The organism is Rhodoferax fermentans (assembly GCF_002017865.1).
Lineage (GTDB): Bacteria > Pseudomonadota > Gammaproteobacteria > Burkholderiales > Burkholderiaceae_C > Rhodoferax > Rhodoferax fermentans.
The window spans coordinates 4020968-4038197 of the sequence record NZ_MTJN01000002.1; the positions used below are offsets into that span (position 1 = coordinate 4020968).

The 17230-nt window shown below is 60.7% G+C and carries 17 protein-coding genes; 8 read left to right on the forward strand and 9 right to left on the reverse strand.

Features of this window, described 5'->3' with window-relative positions:
- Positions 1–42: 42 nt before the first annotated feature.
- From RF819_RS18670 to RF819_RS18685, 4 genes are all read right to left on the reverse strand, one after another.
- Positions 43–612, reverse strand: coding sequence for a cytochrome b (locus tag RF819_RS18670; RefSeq protein WP_078367064.1), 570 nt, complete (start codon positions 610–612; stop codon positions 43–45).
- Positions 613–730: 118 nt separating this feature from the next.
- The gene (locus RF819_RS18675) at positions 731–1462 is read right to left on the reverse strand and encodes an amino acid ABC transporter ATP-binding protein (RefSeq protein ID WP_207160792.1); all 732 of its coding nucleotides are present in this window, start codon (positions 1460–1462) and stop codon (positions 731–733) included.
- On the reverse strand, positions 1440–2207 hold the full coding sequence (locus tag RF819_RS18680) for an amino acid ABC transporter permease (RefSeq protein ID WP_078366346.1): 768 nt from the start codon (positions 2205–2207) through the stop codon (positions 1440–1442). The genes RF819_RS18675 and RF819_RS18680 overlap by 23 nt, the downstream gene beginning before the upstream one ends.
- A 19-nt stretch (positions 2208–2226) precedes the next feature.
- Entirely contained in the window at positions 2227–2997 is a 771-nt protein-coding gene (locus RF819_RS18685) for a basic amino acid ABC transporter substrate-binding protein (protein WP_078366347.1), read from the reverse strand.
- Positions 2998–3446: 449 nt separating this feature from the next.
- Between RF819_RS18685 and RF819_RS18690 the strand changes: the two genes are divergently transcribed.
- From RF819_RS18690 to RF819_RS18700, 3 genes are all read left to right on the forward strand, one after another.
- Positions 3447–4160 (forward strand): YebC/PmpR family DNA-binding transcriptional regulator, encoded by a 714-nt coding sequence (locus RF819_RS18690; RefSeq protein ID WP_078366348.1) that lies wholly within the window; start codon positions 3447–3449, stop codon positions 4158–4160.
- 2 nt (positions 4161–4162) lie between these two features.
- Positions 4163–4870: a VOC family protein gene (locus RF819_RS18695; protein ID WP_078366349.1), complete on the forward strand. Its 708-nt coding sequence runs from the start codon at positions 4163–4165 to the stop codon at positions 4868–4870.
- 255 nt (positions 4871–5125) lie between these two features.
- Positions 5126–5911 carry an HNH endonuclease gene (locus RF819_RS18700; RefSeq protein WP_078366350.1) on the forward strand — a complete coding sequence of 262 codons (786 nt, stop codon included), beginning with the start codon at positions 5126–5128 and terminating at the stop codon, positions 5909–5911.
- A 201-nt stretch (positions 5912–6112) separates the two neighbouring features.
- Here RF819_RS18700 and RF819_RS18705 read toward each other — a convergent pair whose 3' ends face one another.
- Positions 6113–6316 (reverse strand): hypothetical protein, encoded by a 204-nt coding sequence (locus RF819_RS18705; protein WP_143541768.1) that lies wholly within the window; start codon positions 6314–6316, stop codon positions 6113–6115.
- Positions 6317–7173: 857 nt separating this feature from the next.
- Entirely contained in the window at positions 7174–8313 is a 1140-nt protein-coding gene (locus tag RF819_RS18715) for an NAD(P)/FAD-dependent oxidoreductase (RefSeq protein ID WP_078366353.1), read from the reverse strand.
- A gap of 128 nt (positions 8314–8441) precedes the next feature.
- Between RF819_RS18715 and RF819_RS18720 the strand changes: the two genes are divergently transcribed.
- Complete coding sequence (locus RF819_RS18720) at positions 8442–9596, forward strand: alpha-hydroxy acid oxidase (protein ID WP_078366354.1); 1155 nt, start codon at positions 8442–8444, stop codon at positions 9594–9596.
- Between the two features lie 38 nt (positions 9597–9634).
- On the opposite strand, the gene RF819_RS18725 is transcribed toward RF819_RS18720, so the two are convergent.
- On the reverse strand, positions 9635–9910 hold the full coding sequence (locus RF819_RS18725; RefSeq protein ID WP_078366355.1) for a metal/formaldehyde-sensitive transcriptional repressor: 276 nt from the start codon (positions 9908–9910) through the stop codon (positions 9635–9637).
- Positions 9911–9988: 78 nt separating this feature from the next.
- On the opposite strand from RF819_RS18725, the gene dmeF reads away from it, so the two are divergent.
- Complete coding sequence (dmeF, locus tag RF819_RS18730) at positions 9989–11014, forward strand: CDF family Co(II)/Ni(II) efflux transporter DmeF (RefSeq protein WP_078366356.1); 1026 nt, start codon at positions 9989–9991, stop codon at positions 11012–11014.
- A 46-nt stretch (positions 11015–11060) separates the two neighbouring features.
- Here the strand turns inward: dmeF and RF819_RS18735 are convergent, their stop codons facing one another.
- Positions 11061–11450 carry a carboxymuconolactone decarboxylase family protein gene (locus RF819_RS18735; protein ID WP_078366357.1) on the reverse strand — a complete coding sequence of 130 codons (390 nt, stop codon included), beginning with the start codon at positions 11448–11450 and terminating at the stop codon, positions 11061–11063.
- Between the two features lie 86 nt (positions 11451–11536).
- Here RF819_RS18735 and RF819_RS18740 point away from each other — a divergent pair, with 86 nt between their 5' ends.
- Entirely contained in the window at positions 11537–12463 is a 927-nt protein-coding gene (locus RF819_RS18740; protein WP_078366358.1) for a LysR family transcriptional regulator, read from the forward strand.
- On the opposite strand, the gene RF819_RS18745 is transcribed toward RF819_RS18740, so the two are convergent.
- Positions 12429–15116, reverse strand: a complete 2688-nt coding sequence (locus RF819_RS18745; protein WP_078366359.1) for a bifunctional acetate--CoA ligase family protein/GNAT family N-acetyltransferase — start codon at positions 15114–15116, stop codon at positions 12429–12431. The genes RF819_RS18740 and RF819_RS18745 overlap by 35 nt on opposite strands.
- Before the next feature lie 166 nt (positions 15117–15282).
- Between RF819_RS18745 and RF819_RS18750 the strand changes: the two genes are divergently transcribed.
- Together RF819_RS18750 and RF819_RS18755 are read left to right on the forward strand one after the other, a co-directional pair.
- Positions 15283–16530: a DNA polymerase Y family protein gene (locus RF819_RS18750; protein ID WP_078366360.1), complete on the forward strand. Its 1248-nt coding sequence runs from the start codon at positions 15283–15285 to the stop codon at positions 16528–16530.
- Positions 16531–16664: 134 nt separating this feature from the next.
- Entirely contained in the window at positions 16665–17213 is a 549-nt protein-coding gene (locus RF819_RS18755) for a glutathione peroxidase (RefSeq protein ID WP_078366361.1), read from the forward strand.
- Positions 17214–17230 lie beyond the last annotated feature (17 nt).

The following is a 17230-nucleotide window of genomic DNA, read 5'->3' on the forward strand; positions in this document are numbered from 1 at the left end:
AGCACCTCCCTCTCCGTCTAATTCAGCAACTTGAGGACGCGTTTAACGCACTGCCCGCTGGGGCAACATGCTTTTGAGCACGCCGTCCTTGAGGATCACGTGGTGGTAAATCGCCGCCACGGCATGGATACCGGCCAGCCACATGATGGCGTCGCCCAGGGTTTCATGCACTTCACCCCAGTCGGCCAGATCGGCCAGAGCCGAGTTGGCAATCAGGGGCATTTGATCAACCCGCAAGCCACCCAGCAGGGTCAGCGGATGGCCTTCGCTGCCCAGCGCCAGCACGGCAGAGATGGGCAGGGCCAGCATCAGCGCCCACAGCGCCAGATGCGCCGCTTTGGACGCCAGATGCATCCAGCTGGCCATGCTGATCTGGGGTGCGGCGGGCCGCACAGCCACCCACAACAGGCGCAGCACGGTCAAACCAAACACCACCATGCCCAGGGTTTCGTGCCAGACGATGCCGCTGAGGGTGGCGGGGTCAACACCGTTGCGCATCAGGCGGCCAAAACCTTCTGGCGCCAGCACAAAGGCAATGGTCACCGCGATGGCGGTAAGCCAGTGGAAAGCCCGGCTCAGCGGGTCGTAATGGGTGGTGGTTGTAGGGGTCATGGTCTGCTCGTCAAACGAAAAGGCCATTGTGGGTTTCTTAAATTAACAAACTCTTAAGCCCCCACAGCGCCCCCGCTGTGAACACAGCCGCCTGGCCGCCGCAGCGGCCAGGGTTTGATCACAACACCTTGCTCAGGAAACGGCGGGTGCGTTCCTCGGCCGGGCGGTCAAACAGCTCGGCAGGCGCGCCCTGTTCCACGATCACACCTTCGTCGATGAAGATCACGCGGTCTGCCACCTGGCGCGCAAAACCCATTTCGTGGGTGACCACCACCATGGTCATGCCCTCGTCCGCCAGGGCCTGCATCACCGCCAGTACTTCACCCACCATTTCGGGGTCCAGTGCCGAGGTGGGTTCATCAAACAGCATGATGCGCGGCTGCATCGCCAGCGCCCTGGCAATCGCCACACGCTGCTGCTGGCCACCCGAGAGCTGGTTGGGGTAGGCGTCGATCTTGTCGATCAGGCCCACCTTGTCCAGCAGGGCGACGGCACGGGCCTTGGCGTCGGCCTCACTCAAGCCGCGCACCTTGGACGGCGCCAGCGTGATGTTTTGCAGCACCGTTTTGTGCGGGAACAGGTTAAAGCGCTGGAACACCATGCCGATGTCGGAGCGCAGGGCGTCGATGTCGGTTTTGGGCTCGTGCACCGCCACGTTATTGACCCAGACCTCACCACCACTGGCGTCTTCCAGGCCGTTGAGGCAGCGCAAAAACGTGCTTTTGCCAGAGCCCGAGGGGCCGATCACACACACCACCTCTTTGGCCTGGATGGCGCAGTCGATGCCGCGCAACACCGCCAGGCTGCCAAAGGTTTTGCTCAGTTGTTTAACGCGAATCACCTCGTCCATAACGGGCCTCCAGTCTCTTCACCACATAGGCCAGGCCCAGGGTCAACACCCAATACATCAGAGAAATCGTCAGATACGGCTCCCAGTAGCGGGAGTAAGCACCCGCCACCGTGCGGGCAGCGTAGGCCAGTTCGGCCAGGCCAATCGCCGAGATCAGCGACGAGTCTTTCAGCAGCGAAATCGCGTTGTTGCCCAGCGGCGGCAACATGCGCCGAAACGCCTGCGGCAGCACCACGTGGTACATCGTGCGGCCATAACTCATGCCCAGTGAACGCGAGGCCTCCACCTGGCCCTTGTCGATGGACTGGATACCGGCGCGGAAAATCTCGGAGATGTAGGCACCGGCATTGAGCGTCAAAGCCGCCACACCGGACAGGAACGCACCGTAGTTCTGCTTGAGGTTTCTGGCCAGATCACCGTCGATCAGGATGCCGTCCACCGGGTTGATGAACAGCGGCAGCACCGCAAAATGCATCAGCAGAATCTGCACAAACAGCGGTGTGCCACGGAAGAAACTCACGTACACCGTAGACGGCCAGCGCAGCGCAAAACGGCACAGCTGGCGCAGCGGCGCGTGGCGCGCATCGGCCACCCGCGCCAGCCCAATCGCCAGCCCCAGGGCTGTGCCCTGGATGATGCAGATCACCGTGACCAGCACGGTCATCTGCAGGCCATGCCAGAACAGCTCGGCGTACTCCGCAATGATGTCGGCGCGGAACCAGCCGAACCATAAAACTTGATCCATAAACCGGATGAATCAGTGTTTATTGCGCGGGCAGCGCAGGTGCTTCAGCCTGGAACCACTTCTTGTAGATCTGGGCGTAGCTGCCATCGGCCTTCACAGCGGCCAGACCGGCGTTGAGCTTGTCGAGCAAAGCCTTGTTGCCCTGTTTCACCACAATACCGAAGTATTCCTTGGGGAAGCTGGCGTCAGCCACGGTTTTGAGGCCCTTGTGCTCTTGCACGCGGAAGGCGATCACACCGTTGTCACCCATGGCGGCGTCCAGGCCGTTGTTGACCAGCTCGCTGATGACCACCGGGGTGCTCTCAAAACGGCGGATGTCAGGGTTGGTTTTGCCAAACTCGCGCGAGCTCATGTCGTCAGCGGTGCTGCCGGTGACCACACCAATCTTCTTGCCAGCCAGGTCTTTCAGGCCTTTGGCGGTGCTGTTGCTGGGCACCGCAATGAGCTGGCGCGCTTCAAAGTAGGGGGCGGTGAAGTCGTAAGACTGTTTGCGCTTGTCGTTGATGGTGACGCCAGAGATCACCAGATCCACATCACCGTTGTTGAGCGCAGCAAAAATGCCGGTCCAGGGGGTGTTGACGATCTTGATCTGCAAGCCAGCCTTGTGTGCCACGGCCTTGATCATGTCGATGTCGTAACCCACGATTTCCTTGCTGGGGGTTTCATAAGCAAACGGGCGGTAGGTGGCGCTGGAGGCCACCACCAGCTCCTTGTTTTGCGCCGAGCCAATCACCGGTGTGCACAGGGCCACGGAAGTCAACGCCAAACCAACGATCTTTGTGATGTTCATGGAAATACCTTTGTAGGGGGGAAAAAGAGACGATAGACAGTGAAAAACCCGCTGCCCAGGCGGGCAAAACAAGCTGAGCACAGGCCTGGCGGACCCATCCGCAAACGCTTTTGGCGCCGCTGTTTGAGAACAGACGTTTTGATTTTAATAAATCTTTCATCCGGGCCGTGTCAGCGCAGCATGTGGCAAAAAGGGCTTTCACCGACCCTAGGAACCTGGGCGGCAGAAGGGCGTCGGCTGCAACGGCTGGAGAAAAGTCCCACTTCGCGCCCATTTTTCCGGCGGTAGCTACGGCTACCGCCCTCAAAAGTGGGCACAAACTGGCCTCTTTTCCCAACCGTTTCGCTTCGACTTCTTCTGCCGCCCAGGCTCCTACCGGTGTTACGCTCAACCCCCTCTCATATTTGAACCGCGCCCCTAGGGCGCAAACAACGCAAGGAAGAACAGTCATGGGTGCGCAGTGGAAAGCAAAGGGCAAGGAATTGGCCGCCAACGCCAAGGGCCGGGTGTTTGGCAAACTGTCCAAGGACATCATGCTGGCCGCACGCAGCGGCGCCGACCCCGCCGCCAACTCGCGCCTGCGCCTGCTGGTGGAGCAGGCCCGCAAGGCCTCCATGCCCAAGGACACACTCGACCGCGCCATCAAAAAAGGCGCCGGCCTGACCGGTGAAGCCGTCAACTTTGAACATGTGATCTACGAAGGGTTTGCCCCGCACCGCGTGCCGCTGATGGTGGAGTGCCTGACCGACAACCTGAACCGCACCGCGCCCGAAATGCGCGTGTTGTTCCGCAAAGGCCAGCTCGGCACCTCGGGCTCGGTGGCGTGGGACTTTGACCACCTGGGCATGATCGAGGCCGAACCGGCTGTACCCGGCGCAGATGCTGAGGTAGCCGCTATTGAAGCCGGCGCACAAGACCTGGAGCCCGGTGACGAAGAAGGCACCACCCTGTTCCTGACCGACCCGACCGATCTGGACCTGGTCAGCCGTGCCCTGCCCGCCCAAGGCTTCACCGTGTTGTCGGCCAAGCTCGGTTACAAACCCAAGAACCCGGTCGACCCGGCCAGCCTGAGCGCTGAGCAGCTCGAAGAGGTGGAGGCTTTTCTGGCCGCCATCGACGCCAATGACGATGTGCAAAACGTCTACGTTGGTTTGGCAGGTTAAGGATGAAAAGCCAAATTGACCATCTGGTGATTCTTGCCCAGACCCTGGACCAGGGTGTGGCCTGGTGTGAAGCCACGCTGGGTGTCACGCCCGGCCCGGGCGGTGAACACCCGCAGTTTGGCACCCACAACCGCCTGATCAAAATCGCCACACCCAAGTTCCCCTTGGCCTATCTGGAGATCATCGCTATCAATCCAGAAGCTAAAAGCCCAGGTGATACAAGGACTAAGCGCTGGTTTGACATGGATGAAGCGGCTCTGCAGGCCGCTGTGGCCATGGCGCCGCAACTGGTGCATTTTGTGGCGCAGACCGATGAATTGCAGGCCGGGCGCACTGCGCTCAAAGCCCTGGGCATCGACCGTGGCCCGGCCCTACAAACCAGTCGCCACTCGCGCAAAGGCCTGCTGCAATGGCAGATCACCGTGCGCGACGACGGCCAGCGCCTGTTTGACGGCGCCCTGCCGAGCCTGATCCAGTGGGGCAAACCTGACGCCGCCGAGCCACTGCGCCTGCACCCCCGCAACAGCCTGCCCCGCTCGGGCGTCACGCTGCAAAGTGTGGCCGTGAGCCACCCGACTGCGGCCAAATTGTTGGCAGCGTATGAAGCGATTGGGCTGAGCGGTGTCACGGTAGACGATGGCCCGGCCAACATCACCGTCACCCTGAACACGCCCAAAGGCCCGGTTACGTTGCAGAGCTTGGGTGTGTAGCCAGCTTGGCGCGTAGCACGCTGGGCTGCCGTCGCACAGGCTAACCTGTTGCGTCGGCACCATGAACGGCAAAAACCTTCTTTGACGGGGCGAATGCACCCGTTACGATGGTCAACATTCCCCCTCCAGAAAAAGTGGATGACAAGTTTGACCTCGCCATCGTGGCCATTGGTTGCTGGTAAGCGCAAACATTTAGGGCTGCGGTTTGCTTGGGGCGGGGAAGTAACTTTCATTCGTTAGGTGCCCCCTAGTAATATGCGCTGCCTCTTTTGTAAGCAAGACTCCAGTGGGTCAAAAAGCGTGGAGCACGTTGTTCCAGAGAGCCTGTGGAACACGCAGCATATTCTTCCGAGGGGAGTCGTCTGTGATTCTTGCAATAACTACTTCGCTCGAAAAGTCGAAAAGCCGTTCCTTGATTCACAAGCAATTTCTCGCCTGCGGTTCACTCAGGTAATCCCCAACAAAAGAGGGCGTGTGCCCCCAAGTGAAGCCATCCTCTTGCCAGGATTCCCTGTCGTCGCGTATCGCGAGGCTTCAACCCCATACACCCTTTCGCTTCAGACATCACCTGAGGCTCTCAAACATATAGCAAACAACAAGAAGGGCACCCTTCTCCTCCCCATCAATGCAAAACCACCTGCAAGCCGAACCGTTTCCCGCTTTTTGGCAAAAATGGCTATCGAGGCAATGGCTCTACGCCTACTTGAACAGCCAGATGGCATTTCGTATCTCATAGATGAGCCTCAACTGGATCCGCTTCGCAACTTTGCCCGCCGTGGTCAGCCTCAAGAATGGCCACATCACGCTCGACGCATCTATGACGCCGATCGAGAACTGCTGGACTTGGACGGCCATTCATACCAGACGGTGCACGAGTTCGACTACCTCGTAACGGAAAAGCAAGAGTGGTACTTCATCTTCGCCCTGTTTGGACTGGAACTTGCTATCAACATTGGAGGACCAGAAGTCGACGGTTATATGGAATGGCTCCGAGAAAACAAGGAACGAAGCCCGCTCTACTCTGGGAAGAACGCGCCGTGACGCCTAAGTAGGCATTCAAGCGTTGATGCTGTCAGAAAAGGGCCTCTGCCACGACGTAGCAATGAATCCAGTGAATAAGAGCACAAACACGGCCAACAACCAACACCAACCCACAACAGCCTGCTGCTTGCGGATACTCAAACTTCATAGCTACCAGCCCTTATTTCAAAAGGGCTAGAGGCCAATTTTATTTATAAACCCTCAGGCTGTTGCCCCCAAACCGGGCCGCAGCGGCGACACATCCTCAGCCCGCACACCCACCGCCGCCAGGGCTGCAGGCACTGGCAGGCCCTGCACCAGCGCCGCCGTTTGCTCACCCATGGCGGGTGCGGTCTGGATGCCGTAGCGACCCTGCCGGTCAGCCAGAAAAGCCGGGGGCACCGGGTCTTCTTTGGCGGGTGACACCACAGCAGTCCTGCATCGGACAGGGCCGCACTCGCGCAGGCTTGCCTTTGGCATCAACACCAGGAACGGCAAAGACGTTTTTTTGCCAGATCGATTCCAACCGTTACGATGCTCACAACTTCCCCTCTCGGACAAGTTGATGACAACAACATTGCGGCGCGCCAACAGTTTGGCCTCTCCATCGTGGCACTTAGTTGCCGTTCACCGCCACCCTCACGGGTCGCGCCTGGCTAGGGACGGTGAAGCGCCTTTCAATCGTTAGAACCATGCGCACCCTCCGTTGGATTCTCACAGTACCTGCCGCCTTGGTCGGCTTCTACCTTGGCGTTTTTGCGGCCGTGCTCACCTACAAAGTAAACGAGTGGCTGTGCCCCTCGAAGTACCTAGTCTCGGGCATGTGCAACGCCCCATGGTCGTCCTTCGTTTCGGACTTGGCTTTGGCGGTTGGCTCTTTGATGTGTGGTTCTCTCGTTGTCCTACTCCCCACGTTGGTAGCCCCGGCATTACGGAAGAAAGTTGCTTTTGTCGCTTACGCCTTAGGGATCGTGGCGTCCATCTACTGGCTCTTCCATGGGCTTTGGGTCCCGGTAGCGTGGGCGACCTTGAGCGGAGGTCTCACCTTTTGGCGAATAGGGGTCGTTATGACCTCTCGCGCCAGCGGCGACTGAGCTTGAACGTTGAGGCTGCCAGAAAAGCGTCTCTGCCACGACGTTTGCCGTGAGTCCAGCGGAGAAGAGGACAAACACAGCCCGCTAACAACACCAAGCCACAACAGCCTGCTGCTTGCAGGTACTCAAACTTCATAGCTACCAGCCCTTATTCCAAAAGGGCTAGAGGCCAATTTTCCTTATCAACCCTCAGGCTGTTGCACCCAAGCCAGGACGCAGGGGCGACACATCCTCAGCCCGCACACCCACGGCGGCCAATGCCGCAGGCACCGGCAGGCCCTGCACCAGCGCCGCCGTCAGCTCACCCATGGCCGGTGCGGTCTGGATGCCGTAGCCGCCCTGCCCGGCCAGCCAGAAAAAGCCCGGTGCATCGGGCGCAAAACCCACCACCGGGGTTTTGTCGGCCACAAAGGAACGCAAACCGGCCCAGGCGCGTTTGATTTTGCGGATCTGCAGCGTGGTCACGGTCTCGACCCGGTCCACCGCAATCGCCACGTCCAGCTCTTCGGGTTGCACGTCTTGCGGGTGCACCAGGTCTTCGTTGGCGGGCGACACCAGCAGCAGGCCCGCATCGGGTTTGATGTAGAAGGTTTCCTGCAGGTCAATCACCATGGGCCAATGGGCGCTGTCACTGCCAGCAGGTGGCTCGCAGGTGAAGGCGGTGCGACGTTTGGGTTGCAAGCCCACCGGGGCCACACCGGCCAGTTGGGCCAGCTCGTCACACCAGGCGCCCGCCGCGTTGACCAGCACCGGCGCCCAGAAGCTGCCTGCCGGGGTGTCCACGCGCCAGCCACCGTCTTCGCGCACCACGGCCTGCGCCTGGGCGTCACACACCAGCTTGGCGCCAGCGGCTTTGGCACCGCGCAAAAAACCCTGGTGGATGCCGTGCACATCCATGTCCATGGCATCGGGCTCAAAGATGCCAAACGCGGCAAACTCGGGCTGCAGCACCGGCACCGTCTGCAGCATCTGGGCTTGTGTCCACCACTGCACATTGGGGATCAGCGTTTGCATCGCCTCAAACCGCTCACGCAGTGCGTCGTGGTCGTCCGCTGTGCCCACTATCAGGGTGCCACGCGGTGTGACCAGCGGGTACGGCGAAAACCCCTCGGGCGGTGAAAAGTAAAACACCTTGGCTGCGGTGGTGATGGCACGCACCGTGGCATTGCCATAGGTTTCCGAATACAGCGCGGCCGAGCGCCCGGTGGCGTGGTAACCCGGCTGCGACTCCCACTCCAGCAGCGTCACCTGCCGGTGCGGCGCCAAAAAATAGGCGGCAGAGGCACCCGCCATGCCCGCACCCACGATCAAGACATCTGTTTTCTGCATGTGTTCACCTTCTCAAAAAATGGCGCACAGGGGGCGCCGTCAACAAATTTCACAAGCGCTTCAGCACTTTTCAAATGGCATGCCAGTTTGGCCCCGTAACATGCAGGGCATTCAAAGGAGCCCCTGTTATGCCCGTGATCACCAACATTGAAGACCTGCGCATTCTGGCCAAAGCGCGGGTGCCGCGCATGTTCTACGACTATGCCGACTCCGGCAGTTGGACTGAGAGCACCTATCGTGCCAACTCGGCGGACTTTCAGGCGATCAAACTGCGCCAGCGCGTGGCCATCAACATGGAAAACCGCAGTACAGCCAGCACCATGATCGGCCAGAAGGTGGCGATGCCGGTGGCGATAGCGCCCACGGGACTGACCGGCATGCAGAGTGCCGACGGCGAAATCAAGGCGGCCAATGCGGCCAAGAAGTTCGGCATCCCGTTCACGCTCTCGACCATGAGCATCTGCTCGATCGAAGACGTGGCCAAAGAAACCGGCGGCCACCCATTCTGGTTTCAGCTGTATGTGATGCGTGACCGCGACTTCATCGCACGCCTGATCGACCGCGCCAAGGCGGCGCACTGCTCGGCGCTGATGATCACGCTGGATTTACAAATCCTGGGCCAGCGCCACAAGGACATCAAAAACGGCTTGTCCGCGCCGCCCAAGCTGACCATCCCCAACATCGTCAACATGGCCACCAAGGTGCGCTGGGGCTTGGGCATGCTCGGCACCCAACGGCGTGGTTTTGGCAATATCGTGGGCCATGTCAAGGGTGTGGAGAACATGGGCAGTTTGAGTGAATGGACCGCCAAACAATTTGACCCGGCCCTGAGCTGGGACGATGTCGAGTGGATCAAAAACCGCTGGGGCGGCAAACTCATCATCAAAGGCATTCAGGACGTGGAAGACGCCCGCCTGGCGGTCAACTCAGGCGCCGACGCGATGATTGTCAGCAACCACGGCGGGCGCCAGCTGGACGGCGCACCCAGCTCCATCAGCGCGCTGCCCGCCATCGTCGACGCCGTGGGCAAAGACATTGAGGTGCACATGGACGGCGGCATCCGCAGCGGCCAGGACGTGCTCAAAGCCCGCGCCCTGGGCGCCCGCGGCACCTACATTGGCCGCGCCTTTTTGTACGGCCTGGGTGCGATGGGTGAAGAAGGTGTGACCAAGGCGCTGGAGATCATCCACAAGGAGCTCGACCTGACCATGGCCTTTTGTGGCCACACCCAGATCGACAACGTGGACAAGGGCATCTTGCTGCCCGGAACCTACCCGGTGTAAAGCCTGGGGCGGGCTTGCCCTGCCCCAGTGACCTGCGTTTATTTGAGGTAAGAGCGCAGCGTTTTCACCACCTGCTCCAGGTCGTTACGACGCTGTTCCAGCGGCAGGTCGTGCGCGTCCAGGTGTTCACGCAAGTGGCCCTCCAACACCTCGGCCATCAGCCCATTCACCGCACCGCGGATGGCGGCAATCTGCTGCAGCACGGCTGAGCAGTCGGTCTCTTGCTCCAGCGCGCGTTCCAACGCATCGGCCTGGCCCTTGATGCGGCGGACGCGGGTCAACAACTGCTTCTTGCTTTTGATCGTATGCGGCACGGTCGGTCTCTTTCTGTCGATAAAAGTATACTGGGGTATAGTATATAGACACCCCGTCAGAACAGGAAGCGTACCACCATGCAGCCCACCCTTACCGCCGCCCCGCTGGACCACAGCCACGTGTTTGACGAAGGCAACCCGCTGGCTGAGCGGAACACCCGCTGGGCAGTGATGCTCACCGCCGGCATGATGGTGGCCGAAATCGCTGGCGGCTGGTACTACAACTCGATGGCGCTGCTGGCCGACGGCTGGCACATGAGCTCACACGCGCTGGCGCTGGGCCTGTCGGTCATGGCCTATGGCGCGGCGCGGCGTTTAGCCAAGGACAGCCGTTTTGCCTTTGGCACTTGGAAGATCGAGGTGCTGGGCGGCTACACCAGCGCCACTTTTCTGGTGGGCATTGCGGTGCTGATGTTGTACCAGTCGGTCGAGCGGCTGATTTCACCCACGCCGATCCAGTACGACCAGGCCATCGCGATTGCACTGGTTGGCCTGCTGGTCAACCTGGCCTGCGCCTGGCTGCTGCGGGACCATCATGAGCACGGGCACGACCATGGACATGGACATGGACATGGACATGGACACGATCACCACCACGGACATTCCCATGGGCATGCCCACCACGAGGACCTGAACCTGCGCTCGGCCTACATCCATGTGGTGGCTGATGCCGCCACCTCGGTGCTGGCCATCCTGGCGCTGATGGGTGGCAAACTTTGGGGCGCGGACTGGCTCGACCCGCTGATGGGCATCGCCGGTGCCGCACTGGTGGGTGTGTGGGCCTACGGTTTGTTGCGTGACAGCGGGCGTGTGCTGCTGGACGCCGAGATGGACGCGCCGGTCAGTGAAGAAATTCGCGAGGTGATTGCGGCCAGCCCGATCCCGGCGACCATCACCGACCTGCACGTGTGGCGTGTCGGCAAAGGCAAATACGCCTGCATCCTGTCACTGGCCACCTCCGAGCCAACCACCGCCGAGTACTTCAAAAACCAGCTGAGCATCCACGAGGAGCTGGTGCACATCACGGTAGAAATCCACCCCTGTGGCCCGACCTGCCACCCGCAGTATTTCGGGGCAGGTGCCGCGGGTGTGTCTCCGGCCTGAAGTCATCCGCCAGCCCATGCCCTGCTGAGCTGCGCTTTGGCGCCCTTCAGTGGCTGGGTGGTGTGGGGTGTTGCGCAAAAACTTCTTTGGCCGCGAACAGGCCGTTTAATGCGGCAGGAAACCCGGCATAAACCGCCATCTGGATGATGACTTCGACAATTTCCTGCTCGGAGCAACCCACGTTCCTCGCGCCCTGGATGTGCACCTTGAGTTGAGGCGCGGCGTTGCCCAGCGCGGTGAGTGCCGCCACCACGGCAAGTTCACGCGTTTTGAGATCCAGACCGGGCCGCGAGTAGATGTCGCCAAAGGGAAATTCAATGAGTAGCCGCGCAAAGTCGGGTGCGATGTCGCTCAGACTGTTGATCACGTTTTCACCGGCCTGGCCATCGATCTCTTTGAGCTTGGCCAAGCCCCGTACATACCGTTCGCTGTTCATGTGAGTTCCTTGGTGTTGATAAGTGAGCGCACTGTATGTACCGATCTGTGACGCGTCCAATACCATTTCTGTGATACCTTTTCGGTATGAATGATTCGATTGACCTGCGACAGCTGCGCTACTTTCTGGCGGTGGGTGAAGAACTCAACTTTGGACGTGCGGCGGTGCGATTGCACATCTCACAACCCCCTTTGAGCAGGCAGATCCAGCAGTTGGAAGAGCAACTGGGCGTGGCGCTGTTCCTGCGGGGCAAGTCAGGCGTCACGCTGACAGAAGCTGGGCTCGCATTCCTGCCGGAAGTGCGGCTAAGCCTGCGGCAGGTGGACAAGGCGATTACGGTGGCCAGAGCGGCAACAGGTACTGAAGGAGGCCAGTTTGTGCTGGGCTACACCACGGTGTTTGACCGCAGCGCCATCCCCGACGTTGTTGACAGCCTGCAGCAGCGTTTCCCTGAGTGGCGGATCATCTCCAAAGGCAGGCACTCGACACGTCTTGTCCGGGACATCCAAAACGGCAACATGGACGCCGCCTTCATTGGTTTGCACACCCATACCGAGGGCTTGACGGTGGAGACTGTCCTGGAGGAACCGCTTGTGGTGGCCTTGCCGACCGCCCATCCACTCGCCAAAAAACGCAGGCTCGGCTTCGACGACCTTCGCAACGAAGCCTTGTTCTGGTTTGAACGCCGCTTGAATCCCGGCTTTTACGACCACTGCCAGGCATTTTTTAACCGGATCGATTTCAAGCCCAACGTGGTCCCGGAACCACCGGACCACCACATCCTGCTTGGCTTGATTGCACAAGGACAAGGTTTTGGGCTCTTGCCTGCGTCACTGCAAAAAGTCAAACGCCAAGGCGTGAGCTTCAGGGCCTTGAAAGAAGGGGACAACAAGCTGTCGATGGGTATCGCGCTGGCCTATGCACAACACAACCCGTCGCCGGTGTTGCGTCCGTTCATTGAGCTTGTCAGGGCGAAGATCAGGACAGCTGCAACTGGTGTGTCACCAACTTGAAGTCCGGGTCTTCCGGGAAGGCTTTCACCTGGAAGCCCAGGCCACGCATGAGTTTGAGCATGTTGGCGTTGTTGGCCAGCACCAGGCCTTCGATCTCGGTCAGCCCTTTTTCACGGGCAAAGTCCATGATCGAGAGCATCAGGCGCGAGCCCAGGCCCTGACCCTTGAAGTCGTCGGCCACCACCAGCGAGAACTCGCAGCTGGCGCGGTCCGGGTTGGTGATGTAGCGCGACACACCGACCACCCGTGTGGTCTGTTGTGACTGACCGTGTTCGTCCAGGCTGGTGGAGGCATGCAAGGCCACCAGCGCCATCTCGCGGTCGTAGTCGATCAGGGTGAAGCGCGACAACATCGTGGCGGGCAATTCCTGCATGCTCGACACAAAGCGGAAATAACGGCTCTCGGGTGACAGGCCGCGCACAAAGGCCTGCAGCATCAGGGCGTCGTCGGGGTGGATCGGGCGCACCACGTACTCCCCGCCACCGGCCATCGGGAACACCTGCTCATGTTGCGAGGGGTAAGGCAGGATTGCCAGGTGGTTGTAGTGGCGCACCGAAGGCGCTGCGTTGTCGATGATGATGCGGGCGTCCACCGCCAGCGCACCCGACTCGTCGACGATGATGGGGTTGATGTCCATCTCGCGCAACTGCGGCAGCTCACACACCATTTCAGACACCCGCAACAGAATCTGCTCGAGCGACTCCACATCGGCGGCTCTGGCACCGCGCCAGGCACCCAAGGTGTCGGCCACGCGTGAACGTTCGATCAGCCGACGCGCCAGGAACTGGTTCAGCGGTGGTAACTCCATCGCGCGGTCGTTGATCAGCTCGATCATGGTGCCACCCGCACCAAAGGTGATCACCGGGCCAAACGGGTCGTCGGTGACCAGGCCCACACAGACCTCGCGGCCACGTGTCTGGTTCGACATGTTCTGCACCGTGACACCGTTGATCTTGGCATCGGGCTGCAGGCGTTTGACGTTCTGGATCATCTCCAGATACACATCACGCACACCCATGGCGTTCATCACATTCAGGGCCACACCCTGCACGTCCGACTTGTGGCTGACATCGGGCGAGTCGATCTTGAGCGCCACCGGGAAACCCAGCTGGGTGGCGATCATCATGGCCTCATTGGGGCTGCGCGCCAGGATGGTTTTGGTGACCGGGATGTGGAACGCCGCCAGCAAGGCCTTGGATTCCATCTCGGTCAGCACCTTGCGCCGCTCGGCCAGCACACTCTCGATCAGCAGGCGCGCACCTTCCACATCGGGGCGGGATAACTCGCTCAAGGGCGGTGGTGTTTGCTGCAGCAACAGCTGGTTCTGGTAGAAGGACGCGATGTTGCCAAAGGCGCCCACCGCCGCCTCAGGGGTGCGAAAGGTGGGGATGGCCGCGTCGTTGAGGATCTTGCGCGCGTCGCCCACCGAGGCGTCGCCCATCCAGCAGGTCAGCAAAGGCTTGTTGACCTGGCGATTAAAGCCGGCAATGGCGCTGGCGATGGCATCCCCATCCATGTCGACCTTGGGTGAATAAATCACCAGAATGCCGTCGATCTGGCTGGCCTGGCTGGCCGCCTCGATGGCAGCACGGTAGTGTTCGGGGCCAGCCTCTTCCGAGACATCGACCAGATCGCTGAGCGTGGCCAGGGGCGACAACGCAGGTTTGAGCGCCTCGATCGCCTGCGGGCTCAGGCGCCCGAGTTCCAGGTTGATCTCACTGACCCAGTCAGCCGCCAGCACACCTGGCCCACCGCCGTTGGTGATGATGGCCAGGCGTCGGCCCACCGGTTTGTAGCGCGAGGCTAGGCATTTGGCCGCCGAGAACAGTTGCACAAAGGAGCGCACCCGCACCGCACCAGCGCGGCGCAGGGCGGCATCAAACACCTCGTCACTGCCCACAATCGCGCCCGAGTGGGTCAATGCGGCGTGGTTGCTGGCCGGTTTGCGGCCCGCCTTGAGCACCACCACCGGTTTGGCATTGGCCGCCGCACGCAGGGCGCTCATGAAACGCCGGGCGTTGGTGATGCCTTCCAGGTAGACCACGATGCTGTGGGTTTTGGCATCAGACGCCAGATAGTCCAGCACCTGCGCCATGTCGACCGCCGTATTCGGGCCGAGCGACACCACGGTGGAGAACCCCACCGCGTTTTTGCGCGCCCAGTCCAGGATTGACGAGGTGAGCGCGCCTGACTGCGACACCAGCGCCAGCGGGCCGGGTGTGCCCAGCGGCCCGGCGACACTGGCGTTGAGCTGTAAATGAGGCCGCTGGAAACCCAGGCAATTGGGCCCGAGCAGGTAGATGCCGTCGCGCGAGGCCATTTTGTGCAGTTCGGCGGCCTGGGCGGCGTCGATGCCACTGGAGATCACCAGCGCCGAGCGGCATTTGATGCGCCCGGCCAGCTCCAGCGCAGCGGCTACTTCGCTGGGGGGCAGCGCAATGATGGCCAGATCGGCATGCACACTGGCCAGATCTGCCAAGGTGCCACTGGCATGGGTGTCCAAAAACACCAGCTTGCCCGCGTATTGCTGGGTGGTAAGGGCGCGGTGCAAGGCGCGCGCTTGCGGCGTTTGCGATTCGGGATCGCTGGCCTGGCCGGCAAAAACGGCAATGGAGCCCGGGGAAAACAGCGATGTCAAAAAATGCTTGTCCATAAACAACCCACTGACGTTTGATAAACCCCGTCAAGCTTAACCTGTCCCCGCCCAAAAAGCTCTGGAATTTGTCATCTAGACAGCAGGGCAAGTGCCGGTATGGGTGGGCAAAAAGCACCGCCTGGCGCGGTATCCTTGCCAACATGCCTGTGTTGCCCCACCCGATATGCCACCCCGCCTGATCCGTCGTATTGCCCACCTGGACATGGACGCGTTTTACGCCTCGGTGGAGCTGCTGCGTTACCCGCAGCTCAAGGGCCTGCCGGTGGTGATTGGCGGTGGGCGGCGCTCGGCCGATGACGCCTTGTTGTTGGCCCATGCCGATGTGCCGCTGAACAAGATCCCGGTGGCGGACTTTCCACGGCTGGCCGGTTACACCGGGCGCGGTGTGATCACCACCGCCACCTACGCGGCGCGCCAGTCGGGTGTGGGTTCGGCCATGGGCCTGATGAAAGCGGCCAAGCTGTGCCCAGAAGCGATTTTGCTGCCGGTGGACTTCACCGAGATCCGGCGTTTTTCGCGCGCGTTCAAAGACATCATCCTGGACATCGCCCCGCTGATGGAAGACCGGGGGGTGGACGAGGTCTACATCGACTTCACCGAGGTGCCCGGTGGCCAGCGCGACGGTGGGCGAGTCTTGGCGCGCCTGATCCAGAAGACGATTTTTCAGCAGACCGGCCTGACCTGCTCGATCGGTGTCGCGCCCAACAAACTGCTGGCCAAGATGGCCAGCGAGTTCAACAAACCCAACGGCATCGCCATCGTGTTTGAGGAGGATCTGGAAAGCAAGATCTGGCCGCTGGCCTGCCGCAAGATCAACGGCATCGGCCCCAAGGCCGATGAAAAGCTGCAGGGTCTGGGCATCACCACCATTGGCCAACTAGCGCAACAGGAGCTGGACTGGCTGATCGACCACTTTGGCCAGAAAACCGGGGCCTGGTTGTATGCCGCCTCCCACGGCCAGGATGACCGCCCGGTGGAGCTGGAGAGTGAGCCGGTATCGATCAGCCGCGAAACCACCTTTGAGCGCGACCTGCATGCGGTGCGCGACAAGGCCGAGTTAGGCGCCATCTTCACCAAGCTGTGTGAGCAGGTGGCGGCCGACCTGGCCAACAAGGGCTATGTCGGCAAAACCATTGGCATCAAGCTGCGTTTTGACGATTTCAAAAGTGTCACGCGCGACCAGACGGTGGAGGTGTATGTGGGTGACGCCCCAACCATCCGCCGGATCGCGGGGCACTGCCTCAAACGGGTGCCATTGAACCGGCGCCTGCGCCTGCTGGGGGTGCGGGTGGCCTCGCTGATACGCCTGCAGGACGCCGCAGAGATGGCATCACATCAGCCTCCAGCCCTTATGAATCAAGGGCAGAAAGCTTCCAAATCCATAGTCTCTGAGCCGCAGCTGTTTGATTAACAGCGGTGGCCCGCATAGCCCCTCTGGCGTCACAAGAATGGCGCTTTTGCTGTAATCCGCCGGTGCTTTTTTCAACCAGGTCACGGTTCACACCGGCCTTCTTTTCCCCCACCCCATCCACCAAGGACACCACCATGACCACATCGCTGTACGACATCACCCTGCGCCAAGCCAACGGCTCTGACACCACGCTGGCCGATTACAAAGGCCAGGTGCTGCTGATCGTCAACGTGGCTTCCAAATGTGGCCTGACACCGCAGTACGAAGGCCTGGAAAAACTGTTTGAGACCTACCGCGACCAGGGTCTGACGGTGCTGGGTTTCCCGGCCAACGACTTTGCCGGCCAAGAGCCCGGCACCGATGCCGAAATCGCCAGCTTTTGCAGCCTGAACTACGGTGTGCAGTTCCCGGTGTTCAGCAAGATTGTGGTGACCGGTGACAACAAACACCCGCTCTACCAGTGGCTCACCGCCGCCCAGCCGGTCACCGAAGAACGTGCCGGTGTGGAGACCATGCTGCGTGGCCACAAGATCGACCCCACCAGCGCACCCGAGGTGGTGTGGAACTTTGAGAAGTTCCTGATCAACCGCAAGGGTGAAGTGGTGCGCCGTTTTGCCCCCGCCACCACCGCCGAAGCACCCCAGTTGGTGGAGGCAGTGAAAAAGGAACTGGCCAACAAATAAATAGCACCAGGCCCTTA